The organism is Streptomyces sp. SAS_270, from assembly GCF_052543295.1.
In genome coordinates this window covers 45334-71357 of the sequence record NZ_JBMNDS010000008.1, presented here as the reverse complement: position 1 = coordinate 71357, position 26024 = coordinate 45334, and the positions used below count along the sequence as shown (strand labels likewise).

Here is a 26024-nt window from a genome sequence, read left to right as displayed (position 1 = left end):
CCTCCCCCCCCCTGGCCCCGTCGCGGAACTGCTGGAGCGCCGGAGGCTTACGCCTCGGTGGTCTCCTCGGCGGAGCCGTCCGTGGCCTCGGTGGCGTCGCCGTCCGTGGCCTCGGCGGCGACCTCGGCGGCCGTCTCCGTCTCGTCCTCGTCGTCCAGGTCGACGATCTCGCCGTTCGTGTCCTTGACCGTGGCGGCCTCGACGACGACCGCGAGGGCCTTGCCGCGGGCGACCTCGCCGACCAGCATCGGGACCTGGCCGCCCTCGACGACGGCCTGGGCGAACTGGTCGGGGGACATGCCGGAGGAGGCCGCGCGCCGCATGAGGTGCTCGGTGAGCTCCTCCTGGTTGACGTTCAGCTTCTCCTTGTTGACGAGCTCGTCAAGGACGAACTGCGTCTTGATGCCCTTGACCGCGGCTTCCTTGGTCTCGGCGTCGAACTCCTCGACCGTCTTGCCCTGGATCTCGAGGTACTTCTCGAGGTCGAGGCCCATCTGGCCGAGCTGGTGGTGCTCCAGGTTGTGCTTGCGGGTGTTGATCTCGTCCTCGAGCAGCTTCTCGGGGACGGGCACCTCGACGAGCTCGAGCAGCTTCTCCAGGACGCGCTCCTGGGCCTGCGTGGCCTGGTCGTACTGCTTCATGTTCTCGAGGCGCTTGCGGCTGTCGGCCTGCAGCTCCTCCAGGGTGTCGAACTCGGAGGCGAGCTGCGCGAACTCGTCGTCCAGCTCGGGGAGTTCGCGGGCGGCGACCTGGGTGACCTTGACGGTGACCTCGGCCTCCTTGCCGGCCGCGGAGCCGCCCTTCAGCTCGGAGGTGAAGGTGGCCTCGCCACCGGCCTCCAGGCCCTTGACGGCGTCGTCGATGCCTTCCAGCAGCTCGCCGGAGCCGATGGTGTAGGAGACGCCGTCCGCGACGCCGTCCTCCAGCACCTCTCCGTCGACCTTGGCCTGCAGGTCGAGCGTGAGGACGTCGCCGTCCTCGGCGGCGCGCTCGACCGGGGAGGTCGACGCGAAGCGCTCGCGCAGCTCGGTGACGGCCTTCTCGACGTCCTCGTCGCTGACCTCGATGGCGTCGACCTCGACCTCGATGCCGGAGTAGTCCGGGATCTCGATGGTCGGGCGGACGTCGACCTCAGCGGTGAAGTTCAGCGTCTCGCCGTCCTTCAGCTCGGTGATGTCGACCTCGGGCTGACCGAGTACGTTCAGCTCGGCCTCGTTGACCGCTTCGGTGTAGAACTTCGGGAGCGCGTCGTTGACGGCCTCTTCGAGCACGGCGCCGCGACCGAACCGCTGGTCGATGACGCGCGCCGGGATCTTGCCCTTCCGGAAGCCCTTCACCGTGACCTGCTGGTTGATCTTCTTGTACGCCGCGTCGAGGCTGTCCTTGAGCTCCTCGAAGGGCACCTCGATGCTGAGCCGAACCCGAGTCGGGTTCAGGGTCTCCACGGCGCTCTTCACGGTTCGGTCTCCTTGGGGGCTGACTTCTTGGGGTTCTGCCAGGTGATCTGCCCGGTCGGGCAGCCCTTCGGCGGATTCGCGGCCCTTGAGAGACTCGGAAGTACAGACACAGGGCGCGCAGCTTGCATAGTAACCGCAGGCGGTACGCGCCCCAAAAGGCGATCTTGCCGGTGGCACGGCTCGGTGGTCGGGGTGGCGGGATTTGAACCCACGGCCTTCCGCTCCCAAAGCGGACGCGCTACCAAGCTGCGCCACACCCCGTCTGGTGCGACACGTAGGGTACATGCCCGCAGACAGTGCGGCTGCCGCAATTTCACGAGCGCACGTGTGGCCGGGAAACGGGGTGTGCGGTGAGGGGGTACGACCCGCTACGATGCCTCCTGTGCCGCGGTCACTGACCTGCGGCGCATCCTGCGCGGGCGTAGCTCAATGGTAGAGCACTAGTCTTCCAAACTAGCTACGCGGGTTCGATTCCCGTCGCCCGCTCCACGACCTCCGGCCCGGTTCCTCGGAACCGGGCCGGAGGTTTTTTCCTGCCCTCCGGCATACGGCTCCGTCCCCTCCCGGCATGCGGTCGCGCCGCCGTCCTACAGGTGGCGCACATCCACGGTGTACACCGAGCGCCGGCCGTAGGGGACGTAGAGGGCGTCGCCCTTTCGCAGGAGCGGGGCGCCCGTCTGGGAGAGGCCGAGGGGGCCGTTCGCCTCGTCGCGGCCGGGGCGGGTGGCGTCGACCTTGCCGGTGCGCAGGTCCATGGCGGCGAGGCGGCCGCTGGGGGAGGCGACGTAGAGGTGGGTGGTGGTGGCCAGGGGCGGGCCCGGGTACTCCACGGTCGAGTTGCCCTCCCAGCTCTGCCGTCCGGTCCGGGGCGACACGGCGCGGATGCTGCCGTTGTTGAGGGAGAAGTAGAGGGTGCCGCCGGCGAGGTGAAGGGTGGCGCCGGCGGGCTGGGGGCCGCTGAGCGGGATCCGCAGGAGCCGGTGGGTGGCGATGTCCACGGTCGTGAGGTCGCGGTACGCGACGTCGCCGTCCGCGGGCGCGAGGATCAGGCGGCTCCCGTCCTGGCCGAGGAAACCGAGCGATCCCTTGAGGCTGACGGACCAGCGGCGCCTGCCGGTGGCGTTGTCGAGGGCGTAGAGGCTGGTCCTGTCCATGCTCTCGGTCTGGCAGAGCAGGTAGGCGCGGTGTGCGGCGGCGCCCAGGACGCAGTACTCCCCGCCCGCGGGCATGGGCTGCTTCCAGCGGACCTTGCCGGTGTCCGCGTCCAGCAGGGCGTACGACCGTCCGCTGTTGCCGTAGACGGCCACGATGCCCTCGGGGAGGGTCACGGCGCCGCCCTGGGCGAGGTCGGGGGCGATGGCGTTGCCGCCGTCGCCCGTACGCGTCTTCCAGACCACCTTGCCGGTGACCGGGTTCAGGGACTGGACGGAGTAGCGGGAGGCCGGGAGCTCGGTCTCCTTGTCCGTGCCGGCCTCGTCGTTCGCGTAGACGTAGACGCGGCCGCGGTGCGCGCCGAGGACCGAGCCCTCGCTGCTGCTGGAGTCGTCGGGAGTGGAGTCCACCGGCAGGCTCCAGGTGCCCTTGCCCGTGGCCAGGGAGAAGCGGGCCGCCTTGACGTCGTCCCCGGCGCACACCAGGGACGTACCGACGGCGCCGCAGTTGCTGAACGTGCCGGTGGCGTCGCCGGAGCCCTTCGCCGCCGCGTGCCATTCCCTCCAGCCGGCGGGCAGGTCGCTGCGGACGGGGTCGTCGCCGCTGAGCCGTACGACCGCGACCGAGGCGGTGGCGGCGAGCAGTACGGCGCCCGCGGCGGCGGCGATCACGAGCCGTCGGCGGCCGCGGCGGGGGTGCGGCACGTCGACGAGGGTGGGGGCGTCGGGGGCGGGGCGGGGTGCGGGGGGTGTGCCGTGGCTCAGCAGGGCGAGGAGTTCGTCCGGGGTCGGCCGGGATTTCGGGTGCTTCTGCAGGCACAGCTCGACGAAGGGGCGCAACTCGTCGGGCAGGCCTTCGAGTTGGGGCTCTCCGTCGACGACCCGGACGGCTGTCTCGTAGGGGCTGGGGCTGTCGAAGGGGCCGCGTCCGGTGGCGGCGAAGGCGACGACCGCGCCGAGGGAGAAGATGTCGGCGGCCGGGCCGACCTCCTGCGGGGAGGAGAACTGCTCGGGGGACATGAAGGGCGGGGTGCCCATCACGCGCCCGGTCTGGGTGAGGGCGTCGGCGACGCCGAACTCCGCGGCGCGCGAGATGCCGAAGTCGATGACGCGGGGCCCGTCGTCGGCGAGCATCACGTTGGCCGGTTTCAGGTCGCGGTGGACCACTCCGGCACGGTGGATGTCGCGCAGCGCCTCCGCCAGGCCCGCGGCGAGGTCGCGCAGCCGGTCCAGGGGCAGCGGCCCGTGGTCGCGTATGTGGGTGCCGAGGTTCTCGGCCGGTATGTAGAGCGTGGCCATCCAGGGACGCGGCGCGTCGGCGTCCGCGTCCACCACGGGGGCGGTGAAGGCGCCGCTGACCTGGCGGGCGGCGGCCACTTCACGGCTGAAGCGGGTACGGAACTCGTCGTCGTCGGCGTACTGCCCGTGGACGACCTTGATCGCCAGGGGGCGGCCGGAGGCGGAGCGGGCGAGATAGACGACACCCATGCCGCCGGATCCGAGGCGGTCCTCGATGGGGTAACCGCCCACTTCCGACGGATCCGAGTCCCGCAGCCCCATCCTCGTACGCCCCCGTTCAGAATCCTCCGACGCCGGGCGACGAGCGTATACGCCCCGTTCACTCGGAAGCCGTCCGCGGCTTTCAGGAGCCGCCGGAAGCCGCCAAGTGCCGTCAGAAGCTGATCGAGTTGATGGTCTCCGCTATCGAGTCGAGGAACCGTTGGATGGACGGAGCCATACCGGTCGAGGCGAGGAAGAAACCGAAGAGCACCGCGACAACGGCGGGCCCCGCCTTGATCGACCCCCCTCGGATCAACACCACCAGGATGATCGCCAACAGCAGTACCACTGACAGCGAAATGGCCACAACTGATCACACCCTACGGTCGGTCCGCTCTCCCGGCCCGGAGGTGCAACCCCGCACACCCCCGCCAGGACCATCGTGCCACCAACACGGCTTCGGTATGCGGCGGGTGAGGCATCGTCGGCCACGAACCTGCGGGCCGGGCGCACCGGCGACCCCGCCGGGGGCGCGAACAGCCGCCTCCCGTACAGCAATTCGAGGCCTTCTTCCCATGACGGCGCCGGGAGAACTCACAGGAATTTCAGAAGGAACGTTTCCATGTCCACACATCCTGTTCGCAGGGAATTCGAATTGTTGCCACAGGCACATCGACGACCCTTCAAGTGGGCCAATAAAGGCCAAAGAACCGGACATTTCACCAGAGTCGCCCGCGCATGTTATGCACCATTTAGTCAGGATGAAAGCGGACAGAAGGGTCACATACAGAGGTCGCTGTGTCGACAGATCCACCTGCGAACCAGCATGCAGAGTTCACCAAATCCCGGGTACTCGCAGGCGATAAGCAGGAAAGACGCAGAAGTCACGTCGAGGGTTTTACGAAGACGCATAGACAACGCTAGGGTGCCTCAGATGTTCCACGCTGCCTTGTCCCCCGCATCAGCAGCGAGGTCCCGGATCGTCTCACCGAGCTCCTGGTGGGAGGGTCTGTGACGAACTCGCTCCGACCGTACGGCCAACACCGAGCGCCGCTCCCCCCGGCACAGCAGCCGGCCGACGGAGTGCCGAGTCCGCGCTCATCGCAGCAGACGAAGACCCCGCACACGGCCGGCGACGCCGCGGCGGCCCCGGGCGGCAAGCCCGCGAAACAGCGTGACGCGTTCTTCGACAACGCCAAGTACCTGGCCATCGTGCTGGTGGCCATGGGGCACGCCTGGGAGCCCCTGAAGGGCGACAGCCGCGTCCTCGAAGCGATGTACACCGTTGTGTACGCCTTCCACATGCCGGCGTTCATCATCATCTCCGGCTACTTCTCGCGCAGCTTCGACATGCGCCCCGACCGGCTCAAGCGGCTGGTCACCGGTGTCGCGGTGCCCTACGTGCTCTTCGAGACCGCGTACTCCCTCTTCAAGCGCTGGGGCGCGCCGGACCCGAACCATCCGATCAGCCTGCTCGACCCCTGGTACCTCACCTGGTTCCTGGTCGCCCTCTTCGTCTGGCGGCTGACCACCCCGCTGTGGAAGGTCGTGCGCCGACCGCTGCCGCTCGCGCTCGGCATCGCCGTGCTCGCGTCCGTCTCGCCCGACATAGGAGCCGAACTGGACCTGCAGCGCGTGCTGCAGTTCCTGCCGTTCTTCGTGCTGGGCCTGGTCATGAAGCCCGAGCACTTCCAACTGGTGCGCCGCCGCGAGGTCCGCATCCTCTCGGTGCCGGTCTTCGCCGCCGCGCTGGCCGTCGGCTGGTGGGCGGTGCCGCGGATGAACACGGCGTGGTTCTACCACCGTGACGCCGCGCAGGACCTCGGCGCCCCGTGGTGGGCCGGCGCGGTCATGACGCTCGCCCTCTTCGGCTGCTCGCTGGTGCTCACCGCGTGCTTCTTCTCCTGGGTGCCGCGCCGTACGTTCTGGTTCACGGCGCTCGGCGCGGGCACGCTGTACGGCTACCTGCTGCACGGCTTCCTGGTGAAGGCCGCCGACTTCTGGGGCTGGTTCGAGCACCCGTGGCTGCACACGCCGCTCGGCACGGTCACCGTGACGCTCCTGTTCGGCGCGGCCGTCACCGTGCTGTGCACCGCACCGGTCCGGCGGGTCTTCCGCTTCTCGATGGAGCCCAGGATGGACTGGGCGTTCAAGCGGGACGCGACGGAACTGGCCCGCGACCGGGCGAGGGTGAAGGCATAACCCCTGCCGGAGACCACCATGGTCAGCGCTGAATATCGCCGACCACCGCTGACCAGCGGTGGTCGGCGCCGTTCAGGGCGCGAGCCCCAGCAGGGCCCGCATCGCCGCGTACTTCTTCGTCAGCCGGGCCCGGGTGTGCTCGTCCAGGACCGCGAGCCGGGCCGGGTCGGCGTTGTGGGCGAGGTCGGACGCCTTGACCAGGAGGGCGCCCGAGGTGGTGCGGATGCGTTGCGCGTACGCCCCCGGGGACTCCCCCTCGCGCTTGGTGAGCGCCAGCACGATGTCCTTCGTACGCCGGGTCAGCGCGGCCTCGCGCAGCCAGTCCTCGGAGAGGGCGTCGTCCTCGACCGCGTCGTGCAGCCAGGCCGCGGCGATCTGCTCGTCGTCGCCGCCGCGGACGCGCACACCGTCCGCCACGGCCTGGAGGTGCTCGGCGTACGGGCGGCCCGCCTTGTCGGTCTGCCCGGCGTGCGCCGCGCGCGCGAGGGTTTCGACTTCGGCCAGGGTCAGGAGAGTGGGGGTCACTCCCCCAGTGTCTCCCCGCGCAGCGCCGCCCGGGCCGGGAGGGTGACCGCGGTCACGCCGAGCAGGACGATCGCCGCGGCGAACGCGCCGTACAACAGGGGCGGAATGTACGGTCCCTGCCCGGTCAGCCCCTTGGTCATCGGCACGAGGGTGGCCAGCGCGATGGCGGTGCCGAGCGCGATTCCGGCGAGGGCGACCAGCAGGGCCTCCCAGCGGACCATGCGCAGGACCTGGCGGCGGGTGGAGCCGATCAGACGGAGCGTGTCCAGTTCGCGGCGGCGGTCGAGGACGGTCATCACCAGGGTGTTGGCGGCGGCGACGGCCGCGAACCCGCCGAGGACGGCCGCCATGACGGTGTTCGCCCAGGCGTTGAGTTCCCGGTCGAGGGACTGGGCGGCGGTGTAGTCGCCGGGCCCCTGGACCGTGCCCAGCGCCGACAGGTCGGCCGCCGTGCCGCCCTTCGTCCAGATCTCGGTGTCGAAGGACGAGGTGACGTGAGTGTTCAAGTCGGCGCGGCCCAGCGTGACCTGGGCAAGTCCGAGGCCCCTGCCGTACGTCGCCACGACCCTCGGGGCCGCCTTGGTGCCGTCGGGCAGGCGGAGCTTCAGACGGTCGCCGACCTTCACATGGGTGTTGCCGGCGAGCGAGGCGTCGAGCGCGACCTCACCGCGCCCGAGGGACAGCGCGCCGTGCCGTACGTCCAGGTCCTGGACGGCGGCGAAGTCCTTCGCGGATCCCGTGACGCCCTGCGCGGAGGCCGACTCCAGCGAGCCGCCCACCGGGATCAGCACCGACGTCCGCAACAGGCCCACGGCGGAGGTGACTTCGGGCATGCGGGCGGCGCGGTCCACCGCGTCCGGGGCGAGGCCCGCGTCCGAGGTGACGATGTGGTCGGCCACGACGCCGTCCCGCTGCTGCTCCTGCGTGACCCGTTCCTCACTGGTGTGCAGGAAGACGAGCACGGAGGAGAAGGCCATCGCGAGGACGATCGGGGTGATCGCCGAGGCCAGCCGGCGGGAGTTCGTACGGGAGTTGGCCACCGCGAGCGACGCCGAGGCACCGGCTCCGCGCAACGGGAGCCCGAACAGGGCGGCGCAGGCACGCGCGATGAACGGACCGAGCAGCGCGACGGCCAGCATGAAGAGCATCACGATGCCGAGCGCGGTGTTGGCCGCGTCGTCACCGCTCAGCGAGGCGGCGAGGCCCGCGCAGACGAACCCGCCGGCCGCCGCCGCGATCCCCAGCGGCGTACGGATCCAGCCGGGGCGCAGCCGCTCCACGGTCGCCTCGCCGATCGCCTGGCCCGGCCGGATGCGGGAGCTGCGGTGGGCCGCCATGTAGCCGGCGAACAGGGCGGTGAGGAGGACGGCGCCCATGGCGGAGACCACCGGGATGTACGACACCGACAGCTCCACGGCGCCTGGAACCGCGCCCTTGTCCTGGAGCTGCCCGAACCACCAGCGGGCCAGGGCGATGCCGGGCAGGCAGCCCAGCGCTCCCGCCAGGGGTGCGACGAGCAGGGCCTCGGTGGCGATGGTGCGGCGGATCTGCCGCGGGGTGGTGCCGATCGCGCGCAGCAGCGCGAACTCGCGGGAGCGCTGGCCGACGGAGAGCGCGACGGTGCCGGCCGCGGTGAAGACGGCCACCATCGTGGCGACACCGCCGAAGGATCCGCCGAGTCCGGTGAGCACTTCCTTCGCCTCGGCGAGCGAGGCGTCCTCGACGGCGCCGCGGTCGTCGCCGGTGTGGACCTCGGCCCGACCCCCGAGGGCGTGCGCCACCTGGGACTTGAGGGTCTCGGGGCGGGTGCCGTCCTTGGGCAGTACGGCGATCGCGTCGATCTTTCCGGGGTGCCCCGAGACACGTACGGCTTCGGTGTCGGCGAACCAGGCGGTGGGCTGCCCGGGGTTGTCGACGGTGCCGGAGACACGGAAGGTGCGCGGGCCGTCGGCGGTGGTGAGGGTCACGCGGTCGCCGGTCCTGGCGCCCGCGGAGAGGACCACTTCGCCCTCGGCCGGGGCGCGGCCCGTCGCGGGCCGCTCGCCGGTGAACGCCGTGGAGCCCCAGCCGTGCGCGGTGAGGGCGCCGTGCGGGCCCCGCACGGGGAAGGTGACGTCGGCGACCGCCGTGCGTGCTCCGGGGACGGCGGCGGCCTTCGCGACCAGGGAGTCGTCCAGACGGGCCCGGTCGGGCACCGGGGCGCCCTCGTCCTCGCGGTCCTCGCCGTGGCCCGTGATGTAGGCGGCGTGCTGGTCGGCGGCGGCCACCACCGGCGCGCCCGCGTAGCGCTGGGGCGGCACGGACGCCCGTATGCCCGTCTCCAGGAGGATGCCGCAGGCCGAGACGATCAGCGCGGCCATCATGAGCGCGACGAACGTGCCCACGAAGCCCGCGGGCCGGAAGCGGACGGCGGCGCGGGCCAGGCCGTTGGGCAGCAGCATCAGGCGGCCGCTCCCGCGAAGGACGGCGCCGTGAGCGCCGTCATGCGGGCCGCGATCTGCTGGGCCGAGCCGCGTTCCAGGCGGTCGGCGATGGAGCCGTCGGCGAGGAACAGCACCCGGTCCGCCCAGGCGGCGGCCGCCGGGTCGTGGGTGACCATCACGACGGTGGACCCGAGGGTGTCCACCGCGTGCCGGAGCAGGCCGAGGATCTCGGCGGCGGTGGTCGTGTCGAGGGCGCCGGTCGGCTCGTCCGCGAAGACGACGTCGGGGCGGGCGACCAGGGCGCGGGCGATCGCGACGCGCTGCTGCTGGCCGCCGGAGAGCTGGCCGGGGCGGCGGCGGGCCTTGTCGGCGAGGCCGACCCGGGCGAGGACCTCGGCGGCGCGGCGGCGGTCGGGGCGGTGGCCGGCCAGCCGCATCGGGAGCAGCACGTTCTGCTCGACGGTGAGCGAAGGGAGCAGGTTGAAGGCCTGGAAGACGAAGCCGAGGCGGGTGCGGCGCAGTACCGTCAGCTTCTTCTCGCTCAGGCCGGTGATCTCCGTGCCGCCGAGGCGGACGGTGCCGGCGGTCGGGCGGTCGAGGCCGGCCGCGCACTGCAGGAACGTGGACTTGCCGGAGCCCGAGGGGCCCATGACGGCGGTGAACGTGCCGCGCGCGAGGGCGAGGTCGATGCCGCGCAGGGCGTGCACGGCGGCGCCGCCCCGGCCGTAGCGGCGCGTCACGCCGTGCAGTTCGACGGCCAGGTCGCCGCGAGGGTCCGCGTTCGCGCCCACGCCCACGTCACTGTCGCGGTGGCGCTTCTTCCGCAGGCCCATGGGGTCCGCCCTTCCGTCGCGTTCGAGTGCGGTGGTGTCCGGTGAGGTCCGGTGTCTCGAACGTACGGATTCGGGGTGTGCGGGGGCCATGAGGGGGGCTGCCGGATCGGGGCGGGGGAAAACCCCACCCCGGATCCGGGACGAGGCTCGGGGGTGCTCGTCCTCAGAGGGCGGACGGGCTGACGACGGCGCCCTCGCGGCAGATCAGCAGGAGGGCCCGGTCGTCGTTGACGTCCCTCGCGACCGCCTCGATGAGGTGCCAGGCGGCGCCGTGGAAGCCGCCGGCGACATAGCGGTCGGCTTCGCCGGTGAGGCGGTCGATGCCCTCGACGATGTCGCGCTCGGAGGTCTCGACGAGGCCGTCGGTGAAGAGCATGAGGACGTCACCCGGGCGCAGGGAGCCCTTGACGGGGTCGAACTGGGCGCCGTCGTACACACCGAGGAGCGGGCCCTCGGCCGTCTTCTCCTCCCAGCGGCCGGTGCCCGCGCTGAGCTGGAGGCCCGGCGGGTGGCCTGCGGAGAAGATCTCGTAGTCGCCGGAGTCCAGGTCGAGGACGAGGTGGATGGAGGTCGCGAAGCCCTCGTCCCAGTCCTGGCGCAGGAGGTAGCCGTTGGCGGCGGGCAGGAACGCGTGCGGGGGCAGCGAGCCGAGGAGACCGCCGAAGGCGCCGGACAGCAGCAGGGCGCGCGAGCCCGCGTCCATGCCCTTGCCCGACACGTCGGTGAGGACGACTTCGAGGGTGCGGCCGCCGTTGGTCCGGGCGGCCACCACGAAGTCACCGGAGAAGGACTGCCCGCCCGCGGGGCGCAGCGCCATCTCCCGGTGCCAGCCCAGCGGCAGTTTCGGCAGCTTGCTCTGGACCCGGATGCGTTCGCGCAGGTCGAAGAGCATGGTGCCGCCGCGCCGCCAGGGGACGCCCACCCGGCTGCGGAACTGGGCGATCAGCAGCCCGAAGAAGCCGCAGGCCGCGACCACCAGGACCACGCCCGGCGTGACCCGGGCCGGGCCCTCCGTGTACGGGCCGAGCTTCACCGACTCCACGATCAGCGCGGTCGCCGCGGCGGCGTAGAGACCGAGCAGGCTGGCGGGGCGCAGGAGCAGGCCGCCCGCGACGATCGGCAGGACCAGGGCGGAGGGCGCGCACCAGACGGAATTGACGAGCGTGGTGGCCGCGATCAGCGGAATCGTCAGCAGCAGACCGGCCAGTGCGATCCAGTCCGAGCCGTCCCCGCGGAAGTAGTCGACGGCGGATCTGCGCAGGCCGGTGCGGGCCCGGTGCCACTGCTTCTTCAACCGGGCCGTGAACGTCTCGGCCGCCGCGCGCCGCTCTCGTCCTGCTGCCATTGTTGGGGACCCTATCCATCGGACCAGGTGCTTGGCACGGGAGGTCCCACTTGTCCCCCGTCCGAGCGCTCAACTTCACAGAGAACCTCACGCAGGGCGCGCTCGGGCGGCCGTGGGGAAATTCCCTGGCTCGTACCGCATTGCCCTGGTAGGCATGGCGCATGGCGACTGAGTTGCGGGTTCTGCGGCAGGCCGACTGGAACGCTTGGTACGACATCCTGATCCGTGCTTTCGGCGGGGTGCCGGAACCGTCCGAGGAGCGCGAACTGTGGGATGCGCTCACAGAGTACGACCGTTCCCTGGGTGCCTGGGACGGCGATCAGTGCGTGGGCACCGCCGGCGCGTTCACGTTCAAGGTCACCGTGCCGGGCGGCGCCTCGGTGCCCGCGGCGGGCATCACGATGGTGAGCGTGTCGGGTACGCACCGGCGGCGCGGCCTGCTGACCGCGATGATGCGGCGCCAGTTGGACGACGTCCGCGGCTGGGGCGAGCCGCTGGCGGTGCTGACGGCGTCGGAGCCGGAGATCTACGGGCGGTTCGGGTACGGCATCGGGACGCACCAGCTCCATGCGGAGATCGACACGAGCCGCGTGCGACTGTCCGTGCCGCCCGGCACCGATGACGTACGTCTGCGGTACGCCGCCCCGGCGGACGTCCTGGACGCCTGCGAGGCGGTCTACGCGCGCGTGGTGCCGAGCCGCCCGGGCATGCTGGCGCGCCGGCCCGGCTGGGAGCGCTTGGGGGTGCTCGATCCGGAGAGCGGGCGGGACGGGGCCTCGCCGTTGCAGTGCGTGGTCGCCGAGCGGGGCACGGAGACGGTCGGTTACGCGCGGTTCCGGGTCAAGCCGGAGTGGGGGCCGGCCGGGCACAACGGGTCTGTGGTCGTTGAGGACTTGGAGGGCCTCGATCCGGCGGCGCGGGCCGCGCTGTGGCGGTTCCTCTTCGACCTGGACCTGACGTCCACGCTGCGCACGCGCGGCCGGCCCGCGGACGAGGGCCTGCTCCACATGGTGTCCGACATCCGCCGCTGCGCCGTGCGGATGAAGGACGGGCTGCACGTGCGTCTCGTCGAGGTCGGCGCCGCGCTGGAGGCTCGGACGTATCAGGCGCCGGTGGACGTCGTGTTCGAGGTGGAGGACGACTTCTGCCCCTGGAACGCGGGGCGTTGGCGGCTCACCGGGGACGCCAAGGGCGCGTCGTGCGTGCGGACCGAGGACGCGTCCGATCTGGCCCTGTCCGTACGGGAGTTGGGGTCGGCGTATCTCGGCGGCACGTCTCTCGTGGCGCTCGCGGCGGCCGGGCGGGTGCGGGAGCTGCGCCAGGGCGCGCTGGCGGAGGCGTCGTTGGCGTTCACCTCGGCGGTCGCGCCCTGGCTGCCGCACGGGTTCTAGACGGCCGGTCGGACAACTGGTCCCGGAGCTACGGGTTCCGGAGGCGGCGCCCGGTCACCGCTGCTGGCAGGACGGGCACCAGAAGAGGTTGCGGGCGGCGAGATCGGCGGTGCGGATCTCGCCGCCACAGATGTGGCAGGGCAGGTTCGCCCTGCGGTACACGTACACCTCGCCGCCGTGGTCGTCCTTGCGCGGCGGGCGGCCCATCGCCTCCGGCTCGTGCTCGGGGCGGACGGTGTCGATGCGGTTGTTGCGGACACCCTCGCGCATCAGGGCCACGAGGTCGGCCCAGATCGCGTCCCACTCGGCGCGGCTGATGTCCTTGCCCGCACGGTACGGGTCGATGCCGTGCCGGAAGAGGACCTCGGCGCGGTAGACGTTGCCGACGCCCGCGATGACCTTCTGGTCCATCAGCAGGGCGGCGATCGTCGTACGGCTGCGGGAGATCCGGTGGTACGCCGTCGCCGGGTCCGCGTCCGGGCGCAGCGGATCGGGGCCGAGGCGGGCGTGTATGGCCTGCTTCTCGGCGTCCGTGATCAGGGCGCAGGTGGTGGGGCCGCGCAGGTCGACGTATGCGGTGGGGTTCGCGAGGCGGAGGCGGACGGTGTCCGTGGGGGGCGGGGGCGGAGCCGCGCCGAAGTTCACCTTGCCGAAGAGGCCGAGGTGGATGTGGACCCAGTCGCTCTCGCGGAAGCCGAGGAAGAGGTGCTTGCCGTGGGCGTCGGCGGCGGCCAGTGGGGCGCCGTCCAGGAGGGCTGCGGCGTCCGCGAACTTGCCCTGCGGGCTGGTGACGCGGGTGGGTGTGCCGGTGAACCCGGCGGCGTAGTCCTTGGCCAGGCGGTGAATCGTGTGCCCCTCGGGCACGGGGTCCTCCTGTGCGGTTCGGTGGGCGGAGCGGACTTTTTTCGCCCCCTCCGCCCCTGCCCTTCCCGTTGTCCTGGGGGCTGCGCCCCCTCTCCCCCTGCATCGCGCTTCGCGCTCGTCCTCAAACGCCGGACGGGCTGAAACCCCCGCGGCTGGCGGAATCGGTCTCGAACGCCGGGCGCGGGCTACTGCGCCTGCTGCGGGTGGTGCGCCGGGATCGGCGGGAGGTCGCCTGTCGTCTCGTACGCCGCGAGCATGTCGATGCGGCGGATGTGGCGCTCGTCACCGGAGAACGGGGTGGCGAGGAAGGTCTCGACGAACTTGGTCGCCTCGTCCTCGGTGTGCATACGGGCGCCCACGGCGACGACGTTGGCGTTGTTGTGCTGGCGGCCGAGGGACGCGGTCTCCTCGCTCCAGGCGAGGGCGGCACGGACGCCCTTCACCTTGTTCGCGGCGATCTGCTCGCCGTTGCCGGAGCCGCCGATCACGATGCCCAGAGCCTCGGGATCGGCCGCCGTCCGCTCCGCGGCGCGGAGGCAGAACGGCGGGTAGTCGTCCTGGGCGTCATAGATGTGGGGCCCGCAGTCGACGGGCTCGTGGCCGGCGGCCTTGAGCCACTCGACGAGGTGGTTCTTGAGTTCGAGACCGGCATGATCGGAGCCGAGATACACGCGCATGGGATGAGTGTGACACGGCTGTTTCGGGGCAGCAGCGCCGGGGGCGCGAGGCGAAAACTCTGAGCAATCCTACAGAACCTCAGGAAAACCTCAAGTAACGATCTGGAATCAAAGGTTCACGAATTCCTTTGCCTCCGATTCACTGGTCCGACCCGTACGCCGCCCGTACGGGAGACCGCTCACCCGGCGCAAAGGAATCCCCTCATGACTTCGCAGCCGACCCCGACCAAAGCCGGGGAACCCGGCTCCGGTCTCCAGGCCGGACTCAAGAACCGTCACCTCTCGATGATCGCCATCGGCGGGGTGATCGGAGCCGGACTCTTCGTCGGTTCCAGCACCGGTATCGCCACCGCGGGCCCCGGCATCCTCCTTTCGTACGCCCTCGTCGGCACGCTCGTGGTGCTGGTGATGCGGATGCTCGGTGAGATGTCCGCCGCGAACCCGACCTCGGGCTCCTTCTCGGCACACGCCGACCGCGCGCTCGGCCGCTGGGCCGGGTTCTCCATCGGCTGGCTCTACTGGTTCTTCTGGGTCGTCGTACTCGCCGTGGAGGCGACCGCCGGCGCCAAGATCCTCGAAGGGTGGATCCCCGCCGTTCCCCAGTGGGGCTGGGCCCTCATCGTGATGATCGTCCTCACCGCCACCAACCTCGTCTCCGTCGGCTCCTACGGCGAGTTCGAGTTCTGGTTCGCCGGGATCAAGGTCGTGGCGATCGGCGCGTTCATCGTCATCGGCGGGCTCGCCATCTTCGGCGTGCTCCCGGGCGTCGACGCCGAGAAGGCCAGTTTCAGCAACCTGACGGACCACGGCGGCTTCCTCCCCAACGGCCCCGGCGCGATCCTCACCGGTGTGCTCCTGGTCGTCTTCTCCTTCATGGGCAGCGAGATCGCCACGCTCGCGGCAGGCGAGTCCGAGAACCCGCAGCGCGCCGTCACCAAGTCGACCAACAGCATCATCTGGCGCATCGGGATCTTCTACCTCGGCTCGATCCTCGTCGTGGTCTCGCTGCTGCCGTGGGACGACAAGGCGATCGCGAAGGACGGCTCGTACGTCGCCGCCCTCGGCTCCCTCGGCATCCCGCACGCCGACCAGATCATGAAGTTCATCGTGCTGACGTCCGTGCTGTCCTGTCTCAACTCCGGGCTCTACACGGCCTCCCGCATGGCCTTCTCGCTCGGGGAGCGCGGGGACGCGCCCAAGTCGTTCTCCAGGACCACCTCGCGGGGTGTGCCGATGGCCGCCATCCTCGCCTCGGTCGTCTTCGGCTTCGTCGCCGTCTTCCTCAACTACCTGTCCCCGGACAAGATCTTCCTCTTCCTCGTCAACTCCTCCGGTGCGGTGGCCCTGTTCGTGTGGCTGGTCATCTGCTTCTCGCAGCTGCGGATGCGGAAGATCATCCAGCGCGAGTCGCCGGAGAAGCTGATCGTGAAGATGTGGCTGTACCCGTATCTGACCTGGGCGACGGCCGCGCTGATCGTCTTCGTCCTCGGCTACATGCTGACCGACACCGAGGGCTCGAGCAGCGGCCGGACGACCGTCCTGCTGTCGCTGCTGGTCGCCGGGGTCGTGCTGGTGATCGCCTTCGTACGCCAGCGGTACGGCAGCGACCAGACGGCCGTGCAAGGCGATGCGGTCGCGCCGCGCGACGAGGTGCAGGCCGAGGTCGGCGCCTGAGCGGTGACCTGATGTGAGATGACCCGAGGGGCCCGGTGGCAGTCGCCGCCGGGCCCCTCGGCGCGTCACAGGGGCGTGAACGTCTTCTTGACCTGCTCGTAGACCGGAAGCGCGGTGGCCTCCGTGTCCGGGCGGTACCAGGTGCTGATCTCGTACGACGTGCTGCCGCTTCGGAAGCCCAGCAGGCGGGCGTGCCAGTACTTGCCCTTGGCCGTGACGTAGTACTCCCAGACGACCGCCGGAGCACCGCGGAACGTCGTGTTCTCCAGGCGGACCCGCTGGTAGTCGAGCCCCTTGCTGGTCTGGTTCCTCTCCTTTATCTGCCACTGCTCCAGCAGGTCACCGCTGGCCTCGTTCGCGTTGGCCAGGATCTCCTGCTTGCGGTCGGGCGAGGCGTAGTGCACCTCGACGGCGCTGACCATGTTCCGCGTCCAGCCCTTGGGCGGGACCCAGGCGTACATCCCGCCCTCCTTGCGCGATCCCGGCGGTGCACTGACCAGGGTGCTGGGCGGACGCGAGGTCCCTTCGACGGTGGGCGAGGGGGACCCCGAGCCGCCGGTCCGCCCGGTCGAGGCGGACGCCGACGAGCCCGAGGACGAGGAGGAGTTGTCCTTGTCGTCGGGCGATCCGCCCGTCGCGGCGATCACGACCCAGACGAGGGCTCCGGCGACGACCACTCCCCCGGCGGCGGCGAAGCCCCTGCGGCGCCGGCTCCCACGGGGGCCGGACGGCACGGCGGGGCCCAGGACGTCGTCCGGGGGGCGGGGCCGGGGCGACGACAGCAAGGGTTCGGTCGGCACGTCCGCCCTGGGGAGGGGGGAAGGCGTCTCGGAACGGACTTCGAGGCTCCGCTCAGGGGCGACCTCGGTGGACGCGTTGGCGGCCTCGGCGGGGGGTGCGACCACGCCTTCGGGGGTGGGGGCGTGGTGGTTGCTCTCGGGGGTGAAGGTGGGGATGGGCGCGGGATTCTGTTCGGAGGCAGGTGCTTCTGGTGCCGGTTCTTCGGTGACCGGTGGGTGCCACCAGGTCGGCGTGCGCTGAGGCGGTGCGGCGTCGTGTGCCGGTTCCGAGCGCCTCGGGTCCACGGCGCCGACCCGGCCGTTCGGGGTCGTGGGGGCCTCGGGAGGGGGCGGCGGCACGTGTTGTTGCCCGGGGAGGCGCGCGGCGCGTACGAGGGGGGCGTCCAGGAGGGCGGGAGTGGGGAACGGTTCGTGCTGCGCTCCTCCGGGCTCGGAATTCGGTGGTCCCAGGTACTCCGGTTCCGGTTCCGGCGCCGGTGGGGGCGGGGGTGTCGGCGTCGGTGGGGGCGCCGGGAACGCGATCGGCTCCAGGGCTGTGGCCACCTCCGGCAGGCCGGGGCGGGCCGCCGGTTCCTTCTCCAGCAGGGCGGCCAGGATGTCGTGCAGCTCGCCTGCCTCGGCCGGTAGTTCGGGCTCCTCGTACAGCACGGCGTGCAACGTCGCGAGCGTCGTGTCGCGGGAGAACGGGGAGCGTCCGCCGAGAGCCGCGCACAGGGTCGCGCCCAGGGACCAGACGTCGGACGGCGGGCCCTGCGGGCGGCCCGAGATCCGCTCCGGCGCCATGTAGTCGGGCGAGCCGACGAGCATGCCGACCATGGTGAGGGCCTTCGCGTCCTGGATCGCGGCGATGCCGAAGTCGGTGAGGACGACGCGGTGGCCGCCCCTTTCGACCAGGACGTTGCCCGGCTTGATGTCACGGTGCAGTACGCCCCCGGCGTGCACCTGGCGCAGCGCGGCGACGAGTCCGAGCCCGATGCGCGCCGCCTCACGGATGCCGAGCGGACCGTCCTCGATGACGACCTGTTCGAGCGAACGTCCGGCGACCAGCTCCATGACGATCCACAGCCGCTCGCCCTCGTCCACGACGTCGTACACCCGCACGACGTTGGGGTGGTCGATCCGGGCGGTGGCCCTGGCCTCGCGCAGCGTGCGTTCCCGGCGCGTGCGGGTGTCCTCCGGGTCCAGCCCGTCTATCCGCATTTCCTTGACGGCCACCTGGCGGTCGAGCATGTGATCGGTGGCTCGCCACACCCGTCCCATTCCCCCCTGACCGATGCTTTCGTCCAGCCGATAGCGACCCGTCACCAGTAATCCTGGAACACCGCCATGCGTACTTCCCGGCAATCCCCTGCACCCCCTCAACTGCCGTCACACCAGAAACACCTGATCGAATTTCACGTTGTACCAGCTCAGAAACACTTGGTCACACTTCATGCCGTACCAGCATAGTGCGGAGAAATCTTGTGGTACCTCTTCAAGTACTGCGAATTCAGGCGCAGTCCAGGGGGACGCAAGGGGGACGAACATGAGTTCTCGTCATACGACGGCCGTCGCGGGTTCACTGCTCGCGGCATCCTTCTCGATGGTGATGATCCTTCCCTTCACCGCCGCGGCGGATGACCAGGGACCGGGAAGCAGCAAGGGGGGAAAGGTCATTGACGAGGCACCGGACGGCGTCAAGCTGACCACTCTGCTGCCCGAGAAGATCTCGGTCGACAACGGTTCGAAGGAAACGTCGATCACCGCCACGGTAAAGAACGAAGGGACGAAGGACAGCGGAAAGATCAGGCTTGTCGTCGCCGGTTTCGACGGCCTGACGGTCAAGAGCGTCGAGGGCTGCTCCGCGATTGCGAAAAAGGATCTGCCCAAGGGCTCGAACAGCGCTTTCAGTTGTGACGTCGGAAACCTTGCGGCCGGCAAGTCGAAGTCGTACGACATCGGCGCGACCTTCGACCTGAGCAAGACCGGAAAGATCTGTCTTCCGGTCCAGGACAGTGACGGTAAGAAGACGTTCTGGCAGCAGGGCCCGGTTCCCTTCGGCACGAACAAGCCGACGCCGAACGCGCCCACCACACCGCTGCTGCTCGGCACGGACAACGAGCCGGTCGGCCCCGTCGGCGACGAACTGCCCAAGACCGGTGTCGGGAGCCGGCTCCTGCCGTTCGGCGCGGCCGGGGCGACGCTGATCTCCGCGGGAGCGGTGGGCCTGTGGTGGACCCGCCGGAACCCTCAGCAGAAGGCCTCGTAAGAGGTACGGCAGCCAGGCGACGCCTCCGCGGCTCTCACCGCGGGGGCGTCGCCGTGTGTGCGCCAGGCGGTGGCGCCCAGGCCGGGCGACAATGAAAAGCTGACGGGGGACGTCAGGTTTGGTGCGCAGGATGGGCGTCATGAACAGCATGGAGAACCTTGCGGAGAACGATCCCGAGAGCGCTGCCACGATTGTCCTGCGGCCCGGCGACAGCGGGTACGAGGAGGAACTCGCCGGGTTCCAGACCGGTTTCACGCAGCGGCCCGCAGCGGTCTTCGCCGCCTCGTCGACGGACGACGTGGCACGGGCGGTGGCATACGCGGCCGCCGAGGGCCTGCCCGTCGGCGTCCAGGCGACCGGGCACGGGCTGCCGGGCTCCGCGGAGGGCGGTGTCCTGATCACGACACGGCGGATGGACGGGGTCACGGTCGACGCCGAGGCCCGTACCGTCCGCGTCCAGGCGGGCGTCCGCTGGGGACAGGTCGTCGAGGCGGCGGCGCCCCACGGGCTCGCCCCGCTGAACGGTTCGGCGCCCGGCGTCGGCGCCGTCTCGTACACGCTGAGCGGCGGACTCGGCATCCTGGCCAGGGAGTTCGGGTACGCCGCCGACCATGTGCGCTCCCTCGACGTCGTCACCGCGGACGGGCGGCCTCGCCGGGTGACCCGGGAGTCGGACCCCGACCTGTACTGGGCGCTGCTCGGCGGCGGTCACAACTTCGGGGTCGTGACCGAGCTGGAGATCGGTCTGGTGCCGGTGGCCCGGCTGTACGGCGGATCGCTCGCCTTCGACGGGCGCGAGATCGACCCGGTGGATGTGCTCAGGGCGTACGAGCGCTGGACCCGGACCGTGCCGGACGGGCTGACCTCGTCGTTCGCGGCCGTGCCCTACCCTGACGCCCCCGGGATGCCGCCGCACCTGCGGGGCCGGTACGTCATCTCCGTGCGTGTCGCGTACACGGGCACTGCCGAGGAGGGCGAGCAACTCGTCGCCCCGCTGCGGAGGATCGGGCCCGCGCTCTCGGACTCGCTGCGCGAGATGCCGTACACCGAAAGCCACACCATCCACAGCGACCCGGACTTCCCGCACCCCTACTACGGCGACAGCGCGGTGCTGCGGGAACTGGACGTCGAGGCCGCGGCCCAGGTCCTCGCCCGGACCGGGCCGGACGCCCCGACCATGTGCGTCCTGCAGATCAACCACCTGGGCGGGGCGCTGGCGACCGAGGCGCCGAACTCCGTACCGCACCGTGAAGGGCGCTTCCTCGTACGGCTGTTGGCGATCATCTCCCCCGGTGCGGGCCAGGAGGGCCGGGAGGCGGCACGGGCGGTCCTGGACCCGGCGTTCGGGGTTCTCGCGCCGTGGACGATCGGGCGTGTGCTCAACTTCGCGTTCGGGGCCGGGGACCGCCCGGAAGGGCTGTACGACGCCGCGACGCACAAGAGGCTCGCCGGGCTGAAGTCGACGTACGACCCGGCGAACCTCTTTCGCAGGAACTACAACATCGCTTGAGCTGCGACGCGTGGCCTGAGCTGCGGCCTCGCGGCCGGCTCTCGCGCAGCTCTCGCCGTCGGTTCCAGCGGTCAGTTCTCGCGGTTGAGGAACTTCCAGGCGGTGGGCAGCACGCCCATCGCCAGGGCCGCCTTCAGCGCGTCGCCGATCAGGAACGGGGTGAGGCCCGCCGCGATCGCGGCGGACATCGAGAGGCCGGCGGCGGACGCCAGGTACGGGACGCCCACCGCGTAGATGATCGCCTCGCCCAGCAGCATCGTGCCCGCCGTGCGCAGCACCGAGCGGTCGGCGCCGCGGCGGGCCAGGGCGCCCACGGCGGCGGACGCGAGGACCATGCCGAGGATGTAGCCGAAGGAGACGGCGACACCCGAGGTGCCGTCGGCGAAGCACGGCACACCCGCGACGCCGGCCACCGCGTACAGCGCGAGCGCGAGGAAGCCGCGGCTCGTGCCGAGTGCGGTGCCGACGAGCAGGGCCGCGAAGGTCTGGCCCGTCACCGGTACCGGGGTGCCCGGGACGGGGACGGAGATCTGGGCGGCGAGCCCGGTGAGCGCGGCGCCGCCGACGACGAGGGCCACGTCCCTCACACGGGAGGCGGGGAGGAGGTCGGCGAGGACCTGGGCCGGGCGTGCGGATGCTGCGGCGGTGGCGGTGCTCATGGGGTCTCCGCGGGTGAGGGCAGTTCGGGACACGGTGACGCTATCCCAGGGCGGTTGAGGCGATCACCGTCAGCGCTCGACAAAGGGTGGATCGTGGGTGTGGTGGACTTCCGACAAAGGGTGGTGGATACATCCGGTGCGGCGTGACTTCGGTCACTGAGGTGGGGGCGGTTGTCCTGGGGGTGGCGGTGCGCTTCGGCTGTGGGGTTCCACCAAAGGCCTTTGGTCGCCTTCTCCGCCGAGGACTTGCCCCCTGGCCTGATCGGCCCTCCCCGCATACCCTTTCAGCCATGGTTGCCCAGGCCGAGAACCTCACGTCGCGTCGCTATGTCGACCTGCGACGGCAAGGTACGGCCACCTGTCTTCTCGGGTAGCGGCGGGCGGAGTTGATCCGGCTCGTCGCACTCAGCGGCGCAGTGTCGGACCCGCTCCCGAGGAAGACTCCCCATGTCCCGTACCGCGGCACCACTCCTTCCGTCCCCTCTCTCCCCTCCCGCTCCCCCGCCCGCCATCGTCCGGCGGGCCGCCGACTCTGCGCGGCGCCGCACCAGCGCGAGCCTCATCCTGCGGTCCGTGCTGGAGCACGGGCCGGTCGCGCGCAGTACCGTCGCCCGGTTGACCGGGCTGTCCGCGGCCTCGGTGACCGAGTACTGCGCACGCTTCGCCGAGCTCGGGCTGATCCGTGAGGCCGCCGCGCCCCGGCAGTCCAACGGGGTCGGCCGCCCGCATGTGCCCGTCGACCTGGACGACGGGCGGTTCGTGGTCGGCGGGGTGCACGTGGCGGTGCCGTACACCACTGTCGCGGTGCTCGATCTGCGCGGACGCGTGGTCGCCGAGCGGCGGCTGTCGCATGCCGGGCGCACCGATCCGGGCCAGGTGCTGGCGCGGGCCGCCGACGGCCTGAACTCGCTGCTGGCGGACGTCGCCGGCCGGCATACGGCGCTGGGTGTCGGGGTGGCCGCCGGGGGCTGGGTCGACCGGGACTCCGGGACCGTCGTTGAGCACCCCCTGCTGGGCTGGCGCGAGGTGCCGGTGCGCGACGTGCTCGGGGCGCGCACCGGGCTGCCGGTGCATGTGGACGGACATGCGCGGGCGTTGGTCGACGCGGAGCGGCTGTTCGGGCGGGCGCGGGGCAGCCGGAGCATGCTGCACCTCTTCGTCGGCAACGTGGTCGACGCCGCGTTCGCCACCCACGACGAGGTGCACCACGGCCCCCGCTCGCAGTCCGGGTCGATCGCCCATCTGCCGCTGGGGGCCGGTACGGAGCCGTGCGACTGCGGGCGCATCGGCTGCCTCCAGGTCGAGCTGAGCGAGCGGACGTTGTGCCGTCGGGCGCGGGAGGCGGGCGTCACCGACGGCGTGGACCCGATGGACGTGGTCGCCGCGGCGGCCGACGACGACCCCGTTGCCGTACGGCTGCTCGTGGAGCGGGCCCGGATGATCGGACGGGCGGCGGGGCTGCTGCTCGACGTGCTCAATCCCGACACCGTCGTCGTCACCGACATCGGGGTCGTCCACCGGGAGGACTGCCTCGCCGCCCTGCGCGCGGAGGTCGGGCCGGAGCGGGCCGCGTCCGTGTCTGCGACGAGTTTTCCGGACTCGGTGCTCGCGGTGGCGGGCGGCGCGGTGGCCCTGGACGTGCTCTACCGGGATCCGCTGGGTGCCGCGCCGGACATCTCCGGGCTCCTCACCTGAGCGGACTTAATTCAGAAACTCCGAATGTTGACAGGCCTTGCCGAAGACCGGGAACATCGTATTCATGCTGCTCACGAGTTGTCGCACCCTCTGTTGCTGACACGCTGACGCGCTGACCATCCGTCAGCGCCCCTGATGCATGGTGAGTACTTGCACGCGCCCGCTGCGCGCGTTTCCCTCGTGCACCTTTCACTGTCACCGTTTTCCTTTGGGGTTCCCGTACTTCCCTTTCGGGTCCCCCAATTCCCGCTTCCCGTTTGCCTTTTCCGGTTCCCCCTGCCCGGAAATTCCGCGCATTCCCGTCACCTGAGTTCACGGAGCTTCCCATGCCACCAGCGCACCCGTCCCTGTCCGGCGTCGACCGGCGACTGTTCCTCACCTCGCTGCTCGGCGCCACGGCCGCCGTCGCCGGGCTCAGCGGCTGCGCGGACAGCAGTGCCGCTGCCGGGACCAAGAGCGCCTCGACCGCGCCGCTGGCCGACAAGGTGCCCTCCGGTACGAGCCTGAAGATCTCCTCGTACCAAGGCGTGCAGCAGCTTCAGTTCAAGCTCGCCAAATTCGGTCGACTGCCTTTCACGGTGGCCGACTGGCCGAACATCGGCGCCGGTCCCGATGTCATCAACGCCTTCCGCGCAAAGTCCCTGGACGTCGCCAACAACGCGGGAATCCCGCCGATTCAGGCGCACTTCCAGGGATACGACGCGAAGATCGTCGCGATCAACGTCACCCGCAAGCCCAACTATCTCTTCGCCACCAAACCCGGCAGCGACATCCGCACCGTCGAGGACTTCAAGGGAAAGAAGCTCGCCTTCTCCCAGGGGCAGGCGCAGGGAGTCGTACTGCTGCGGGCGCTGAAGAAGGCCGGGCTGAAGTACGACGACGTGAACCTGGTGCCGCTGACCAGCAACCAGTTCCTCACCGCCCTCCAGGCCGGCCAGGTGGACATCGCCCCGCTCGCCAACCAGCAGGCACCGGCGTACCTGAAGCAGTACGAGTCCAAGGGCGCCCACGCCATCACCACCGACGTGGTCGACCTGCTCAACCTGCTGTGGGCGCCCGCCTCCGTGCTGGCCGACGAGGCGAAGGCCGCCGCGGTCGCCGCGTACATCCCGTACTGGGCGAAGGGCCAGGTCTGGCAGTACGAGCACCCGGACGTCTGGAACAGGGAGTTCTACGTCAAGACCCAGAACCTGACCCTCGCGCAGGCCGAGTCGATCACCGCGCTCGCCAACAAGCCGCTGTTCCCGCCGAGTTGGGCGGAGTCGATCAGGTGGGAGCAGGAGACCGCCGACCTGCTCGCCGAGGGCGGCTTCGTGAAGTCGTTCAAGGTCGGCTCGCTCTTCGACCACCGCTTCGAGGGCATCGCGGCGCAGTCCGTACCCGCCGAGTACCGGAGTTGACCGTCATGACCACCACCACCGCCGCGGCACCTGTGGTGACCGCAGAGAAGACCGGCCGGCAGGGGCGCCCCCGGCGACGCCGGAGCCTCTCCCCCGGCAGGCGCCTGCCCGCCTCCCGGCTGATCGGCCCCGCCCTCCTCGTCGCCCTGTGGGCCGCCGCCTCCGCCGCCGGGCGGCTGGACACCGCCGCGATACCCGCTCCCTGGACGGTCCTGCGGACCACGGGTCACCTGTGGACCGACGGCACCCTGCCCACCGATGTGCTGACCTCCCTGGAGCGGGCCGGATACGGCTTCGCCCTCGGCCTGACCGCCGGGGTGGCGCTCGCACTCACGGCCGGGCTCAGCCGCATCGGCGACGCCCTGATCGACGGGACGGTGCAGCTCAACCGGGCGATCCCGACGCTCGGTCTGATCCCGCTGTTCATCCTCTGGCTGGGCATCGGCGAGACGTTCAAGATCGCGATCATCGCCATCGTCGTCTACATCCCGATCTACCTCAACCTGCACGCGGCCCTGTCCGGCATCGACCACCGCTACGTCGAACTCGCCGAGGTCCAGGGGCTGTCGAGGGTCGCCTTCATCCGGCAGATCGTCATCCCGGGAGCCCTCCCGGGCTTCTTCGTCGGGCTGCGGCTCGGAGTGACCGGCTCCTGGCTGGGCCTGGTCGTCCTGGAGCAGATCAACGCCACCAGCGGACTCGGCTACATGATGTTCCAGGCCCAGAACTACGGCCGCAGCGACATCATCCTCGTCGGCCTGCTGATCTACGGCGTCTTCGGTCTGGCCTCCGACAGCGCGGTCCGCCTCATCGAACGGAGGGTGCTGTCGTGGCGACGCACGCTGAGCAGCTGACATCCACCAAGACCGGTCCGGCGGTCCAACTCCGGGGCCTCACCCGCTCGTTCGAGGGACGCACCGTCCTCGACGGCATCGACCTGGACCTCCCGGGCGGACAGTTCACCGCGCTGCTCGGGCACAGCGGATCCGGCAAGAGCACGCTACTGCGGGCCATCGCCGGCCTCGACCACGAGGTCGCCGGAAGCGGCCAACTCACCGCTCCCGAACGGGTGTCCGTCGTCTTCCAGGACTCGCGGCTGCTGCCCTGGCGGCGCGTCCTGCCCAATGTGCTGCTCGGCACGGAGGGCAAGGAGGCGGCGGAACGCGGCCGCGCCGCCCTCGCCGAGGTCGGTCTCGCCGGACGCGAACGGGCCTGGCCGAGCGAACTGTCCGGCGGCGAGGCCCAGCGCGCCGCCCTGGCCCGCTCCCTGGTCCGCGAACCCGAACTCCTGCTGGCCGACGAGCCGTTCGGGGCCCTGGACGCCCTCACCCGCATCCGGATGCACGGCCTGCTCCGGGAACTGTGGGAGCGCCACCGGCCCTCCGTCCTGCTCGTCACCCACGACGTGGACGAGGCGATCGTGCTCGCCGACCGGGTCCTCGTCCTCGATAACGGCCGTATCGGCCTCGACCTGACCATCGACCGCCCGCACCCGCGCTCGTACCGGGACCCGCTGCTCGGCGAATACCGCGAACGGCTGCTCGCCGCGTTGGGGGTTACCGAGGGCGTGGGGTGACCGTCCGCCGCCACAGTGACCGTCCGTCGCAGTGACCGTCCTGCGGGGGCTGCGCCCCCGTACCCCCGCTTCGGCCTGAACGGCCTCGTCCTCA

20 protein-coding genes and 2 tRNA genes are annotated in these 26024 nt (G+C 70.9%); 10 read left to right on the top strand and 12 right to left on the bottom strand.

From position 1 onward, the window contains the following. Positions 1-47: 47 nt before the first annotated feature. Together tig and ACN6LB_RS07900 are read right to left on the bottom strand one after the other, a co-directional pair. A complete protein-coding gene (tig, locus tag ACN6LB_RS07905; protein ID WP_445025150.1) occupies positions 48-1457 on the bottom strand; it encodes a trigger factor in 1410 nt (469 codons plus the stop codon). Positions 1458-1641: 184 nt separating this feature from the next. Next, positions 1642-1718 (bottom strand) — tRNA-Pro (locus tag ACN6LB_RS07900). A gap of 154 nt (positions 1719-1872) precedes the next feature. Here ACN6LB_RS07900 and ACN6LB_RS07895 point away from each other — a divergent pair. Then, positions 1873-1946, top strand: a tRNA-Gly gene (locus tag ACN6LB_RS07895). A gap of 98 nt (positions 1947-2044) precedes the next feature. Here the strand turns inward: ACN6LB_RS07895 and ACN6LB_RS07890 are convergent. Next, positions 2045-4168 (bottom strand): serine/threonine-protein kinase, encoded by a 2124-nt coding sequence (locus ACN6LB_RS07890; RefSeq protein WP_445025149.1) that lies wholly within the window; start codon positions 4166-4168, stop codon positions 2045-2047. A 112-nt stretch (positions 4169-4280) separates the two neighbouring features. After that, positions 4281-4475, bottom strand: coding sequence for a hypothetical protein (locus tag ACN6LB_RS07885; protein ID WP_327428706.1), 195 nt, complete (start codon positions 4473-4475; stop codon positions 4281-4283). Positions 4476-5119: 644 nt separating this feature from the next. On the opposite strand from ACN6LB_RS07885, the gene ACN6LB_RS07880 reads away from it, so the two are divergent. Beyond that, positions 5120-6310, top strand: coding sequence for an acyltransferase family protein (locus ACN6LB_RS07880; RefSeq protein ID WP_445025148.1), 1191 nt, complete (start codon positions 5120-5122; stop codon positions 6308-6310). Positions 6311-6382: 72 nt separating this feature from the next. On the opposite strand, the gene ACN6LB_RS07875 is transcribed toward ACN6LB_RS07880, so the two are convergent. From ACN6LB_RS07875 to ACN6LB_RS07860, 4 genes are all read right to left on the bottom strand, one after another. Next, the gene (locus tag ACN6LB_RS07875; RefSeq protein WP_356146552.1) at positions 6383-6835 is read right to left on the bottom strand and encodes an HD domain-containing protein; all 453 of its coding nucleotides are present in this window, start codon (positions 6833-6835) and stop codon (positions 6383-6385) included. Then, positions 6832-9276 (bottom strand): ABC transporter permease, encoded by a 2445-nt coding sequence (locus ACN6LB_RS07870; protein ID WP_445025147.1) that lies wholly within the window; start codon positions 9274-9276, stop codon positions 6832-6834. Before ACN6LB_RS07870 ends, ACN6LB_RS07875 begins: the two co-directional genes overlap by 4 nt. After that, on the bottom strand, positions 9276-10091 hold the full coding sequence (locus ACN6LB_RS07865; RefSeq protein WP_356146560.1) for an ABC transporter ATP-binding protein: 816 nt from the start codon (positions 10089-10091) through the stop codon (positions 9276-9278). Before ACN6LB_RS07865 ends, ACN6LB_RS07870 begins: the two co-directional genes overlap by 1 nt. A gap of 163 nt (positions 10092-10254) precedes the next feature. Then, on the bottom strand, positions 10255-11436 hold the full coding sequence (locus ACN6LB_RS07860; RefSeq protein ID WP_356146564.1) for a PP2C family protein-serine/threonine phosphatase: 1182 nt from the start codon (positions 11434-11436) through the stop codon (positions 10255-10257). Between the two features lie 161 nt (positions 11437-11597). On the opposite strand from ACN6LB_RS07860, the gene ACN6LB_RS07855 reads away from it, so the two are divergent. Further along, positions 11598-12827 carry a GNAT family N-acetyltransferase gene (locus tag ACN6LB_RS07855; RefSeq protein WP_445025146.1) on the top strand — a complete coding sequence of 410 codons (1230 nt, stop codon included), beginning with the start codon at positions 11598-11600 and terminating at the stop codon, positions 12825-12827. Between the two features lie 54 nt (positions 12828-12881). Here the strand turns inward: ACN6LB_RS07855 and ACN6LB_RS07850 are convergent, their stop codons facing one another. Together ACN6LB_RS07850 and ACN6LB_RS07845 are read right to left on the bottom strand one after the other, a co-directional pair. Continuing rightward, the gene (locus ACN6LB_RS07850) at positions 12882-13691 is read right to left on the bottom strand and encodes an Fpg/Nei family DNA glycosylase (RefSeq protein ID WP_445025145.1); all 810 of its coding nucleotides are present in this window, start codon (positions 13689-13691) and stop codon (positions 12882-12884) included. Positions 13692-13876: 185 nt separating this feature from the next. Further along, positions 13877-14368, bottom strand: a complete 492-nt coding sequence (locus ACN6LB_RS07845) for a ribose-5-phosphate isomerase (RefSeq protein WP_356146577.1) — start codon at positions 14366-14368, stop codon at positions 13877-13879. A 204-nt stretch (positions 14369-14572) separates the two neighbouring features. On the opposite strand from ACN6LB_RS07845, the gene ACN6LB_RS07840 reads away from it, so the two are divergent. Next, positions 14573-16042 carry an amino acid permease gene (locus tag ACN6LB_RS07840; RefSeq protein WP_445025144.1) on the top strand — a complete coding sequence of 490 codons (1470 nt, stop codon included), beginning with the start codon at positions 14573-14575 and terminating at the stop codon, positions 16040-16042. A 65-nt stretch (positions 16043-16107) separates the two neighbouring features. Here the strand turns inward: ACN6LB_RS07840 and ACN6LB_RS07835 are convergent, their stop codons facing one another. Continuing rightward, positions 16108-18147: a protein kinase domain-containing protein gene (locus ACN6LB_RS07835; protein WP_445025143.1), complete on the bottom strand. Its 2040-nt coding sequence runs from the start codon at positions 18145-18147 to the stop codon at positions 16108-16110. Between the two features lie 220 nt (positions 18148-18367). Here ACN6LB_RS07835 and ACN6LB_RS07830 point away from each other — a divergent pair, with 220 nt between their 5' ends. Together ACN6LB_RS07830 and ACN6LB_RS07825 are read left to right on the top strand one after the other, a co-directional pair. Then, on the top strand, positions 18368-19090 hold the full coding sequence (locus ACN6LB_RS07830; RefSeq protein WP_445025142.1) for an LPXTG cell wall anchor domain-containing protein: 723 nt from the start codon (positions 18368-18370) through the stop codon (positions 19088-19090). 139 nt (positions 19091-19229) lie between these two features. Next, positions 19230-20600 carry an FAD-binding oxidoreductase gene (locus ACN6LB_RS07825; protein ID WP_445025141.1) on the top strand — a complete coding sequence of 457 codons (1371 nt, stop codon included), beginning with the start codon at positions 19230-19232 and terminating at the stop codon, positions 20598-20600. Between the two features lie 71 nt (positions 20601-20671). Here ACN6LB_RS07825 and ACN6LB_RS07820 read toward each other — a convergent pair whose 3' ends face one another. Further along, a complete protein-coding gene (locus tag ACN6LB_RS07820; RefSeq protein ID WP_445025140.1) occupies positions 20672-21259 on the bottom strand; it encodes a biotin transporter BioY in 588 nt (195 codons plus the stop codon). A 447-nt stretch (positions 21260-21706) separates the two neighbouring features. On the opposite strand from ACN6LB_RS07820, the gene ACN6LB_RS07815 reads away from it, so the two are divergent. The 4 genes from ACN6LB_RS07815 to ACN6LB_RS07800 all read left to right on the top strand — a co-directional run bounded on the left by ACN6LB_RS07815 (position 21707) and on the right by ACN6LB_RS07800 (position 25930). Then, a complete protein-coding gene (locus tag ACN6LB_RS07815) occupies positions 21707-22954 on the top strand; it encodes an ROK family protein (protein ID WP_445025139.1) in 1248 nt (415 codons plus the stop codon). Between the two features lie 326 nt (positions 22955-23280). After that, positions 23281-24354 carry an ABC transporter substrate-binding protein gene (locus tag ACN6LB_RS07810; protein ID WP_445025138.1) on the top strand — a complete coding sequence of 358 codons (1074 nt, stop codon included), beginning with the start codon at positions 23281-23283 and terminating at the stop codon, positions 24352-24354. A 5-nt stretch (positions 24355-24359) separates the two neighbouring features. Then, positions 24360-25208: an ABC transporter permease gene (locus ACN6LB_RS07805; RefSeq protein ID WP_356138494.1), complete on the top strand. Its 849-nt coding sequence runs from the start codon at positions 24360-24362 to the stop codon at positions 25206-25208. Next, entirely contained in the window at positions 25184-25930 is a 747-nt protein-coding gene (locus ACN6LB_RS07800) for an ABC transporter ATP-binding protein (RefSeq protein WP_445025137.1), read from the top strand. The genes ACN6LB_RS07805 and ACN6LB_RS07800 overlap by 25 nt, the downstream gene beginning before the upstream one ends. Positions 25931-26024: the final 94 nt, after the last annotated feature.

Excerpts from the sequence above, each read along its gene's own strand:
- ACN6LB_RS07820 (WP_445025140.1), bottom strand. The coding sequence starts at position 21,259 with ATGAGCACCGCCACCGCCGCAGCATCCGCACGCCCGGCCCAGGTCCTC.
- ACN6LB_RS07865 (WP_356146560.1), bottom strand. The coding sequence starts at position 10,091 with ATGGGCCTGCGGAAGAAGCGCCACCGCGACAGTGACGTGGGCGTGGGC.
- ACN6LB_RS07805 (WP_356138494.1), top strand. The coding sequence starts at position 24,360 with ATGACCACCACCACCGCCGCGGCACCTGTGGTGACCGCAGAGAAGACC.
- ACN6LB_RS07840 (WP_445025144.1), top strand. The coding sequence starts at position 14,573 with ATGACTTCGCAGCCGACCCCGACCAAAGCCGGGGAACCCGGCTCCGGT.
- ACN6LB_RS07890 (WP_445025149.1), bottom strand. The coding sequence starts at position 4,168 with ATGGGGCTGCGGGACTCGGATCCGTCGGAAGTGGGCGGTTACCCCATC.
- ACN6LB_RS07870 (WP_445025147.1), bottom strand. The coding sequence starts at position 9,276 with ATGCTGCTGCCCAACGGCCTGGCCCGCGCCGCCGTCCGCTTCCGGCCC.
- ACN6LB_RS07855 (WP_445025146.1), top strand. The coding sequence starts at position 11,598 with ATGGCGACTGAGTTGCGGGTTCTGCGGCAGGCCGACTGGAACGCTTGG.
- ACN6LB_RS07830 (WP_445025142.1), top strand. The coding sequence starts at position 18,368 with ATGAGTTCTCGTCATACGACGGCCGTCGCGGGTTCACTGCTCGCGGCA.
- ACN6LB_RS07860 (WP_356146564.1), bottom strand. The coding sequence starts at position 11,436 with ATGGCAGCAGGACGAGAGCGGCGCGCGGCGGCCGAGACGTTCACGGCC.
- ACN6LB_RS07815 (WP_445025139.1), top strand. The coding sequence starts at position 21,707 with ATGTCCCGTACCGCGGCACCACTCCTTCCGTCCCCTCTCTCCCCTCCC.
- ACN6LB_RS07845 (WP_356146577.1), bottom strand. The coding sequence starts at position 14,368 with ATGCGCGTGTATCTCGGCTCCGATCATGCCGGTCTCGAACTCAAGAAC.
- ACN6LB_RS07810 (WP_445025138.1), top strand. The coding sequence starts at position 23,281 with ATGCCACCAGCGCACCCGTCCCTGTCCGGCGTCGACCGGCGACTGTTC.
- ACN6LB_RS07825 (WP_445025141.1), top strand. The coding sequence starts at position 19,230 with ATGAACAGCATGGAGAACCTTGCGGAGAACGATCCCGAGAGCGCTGCC.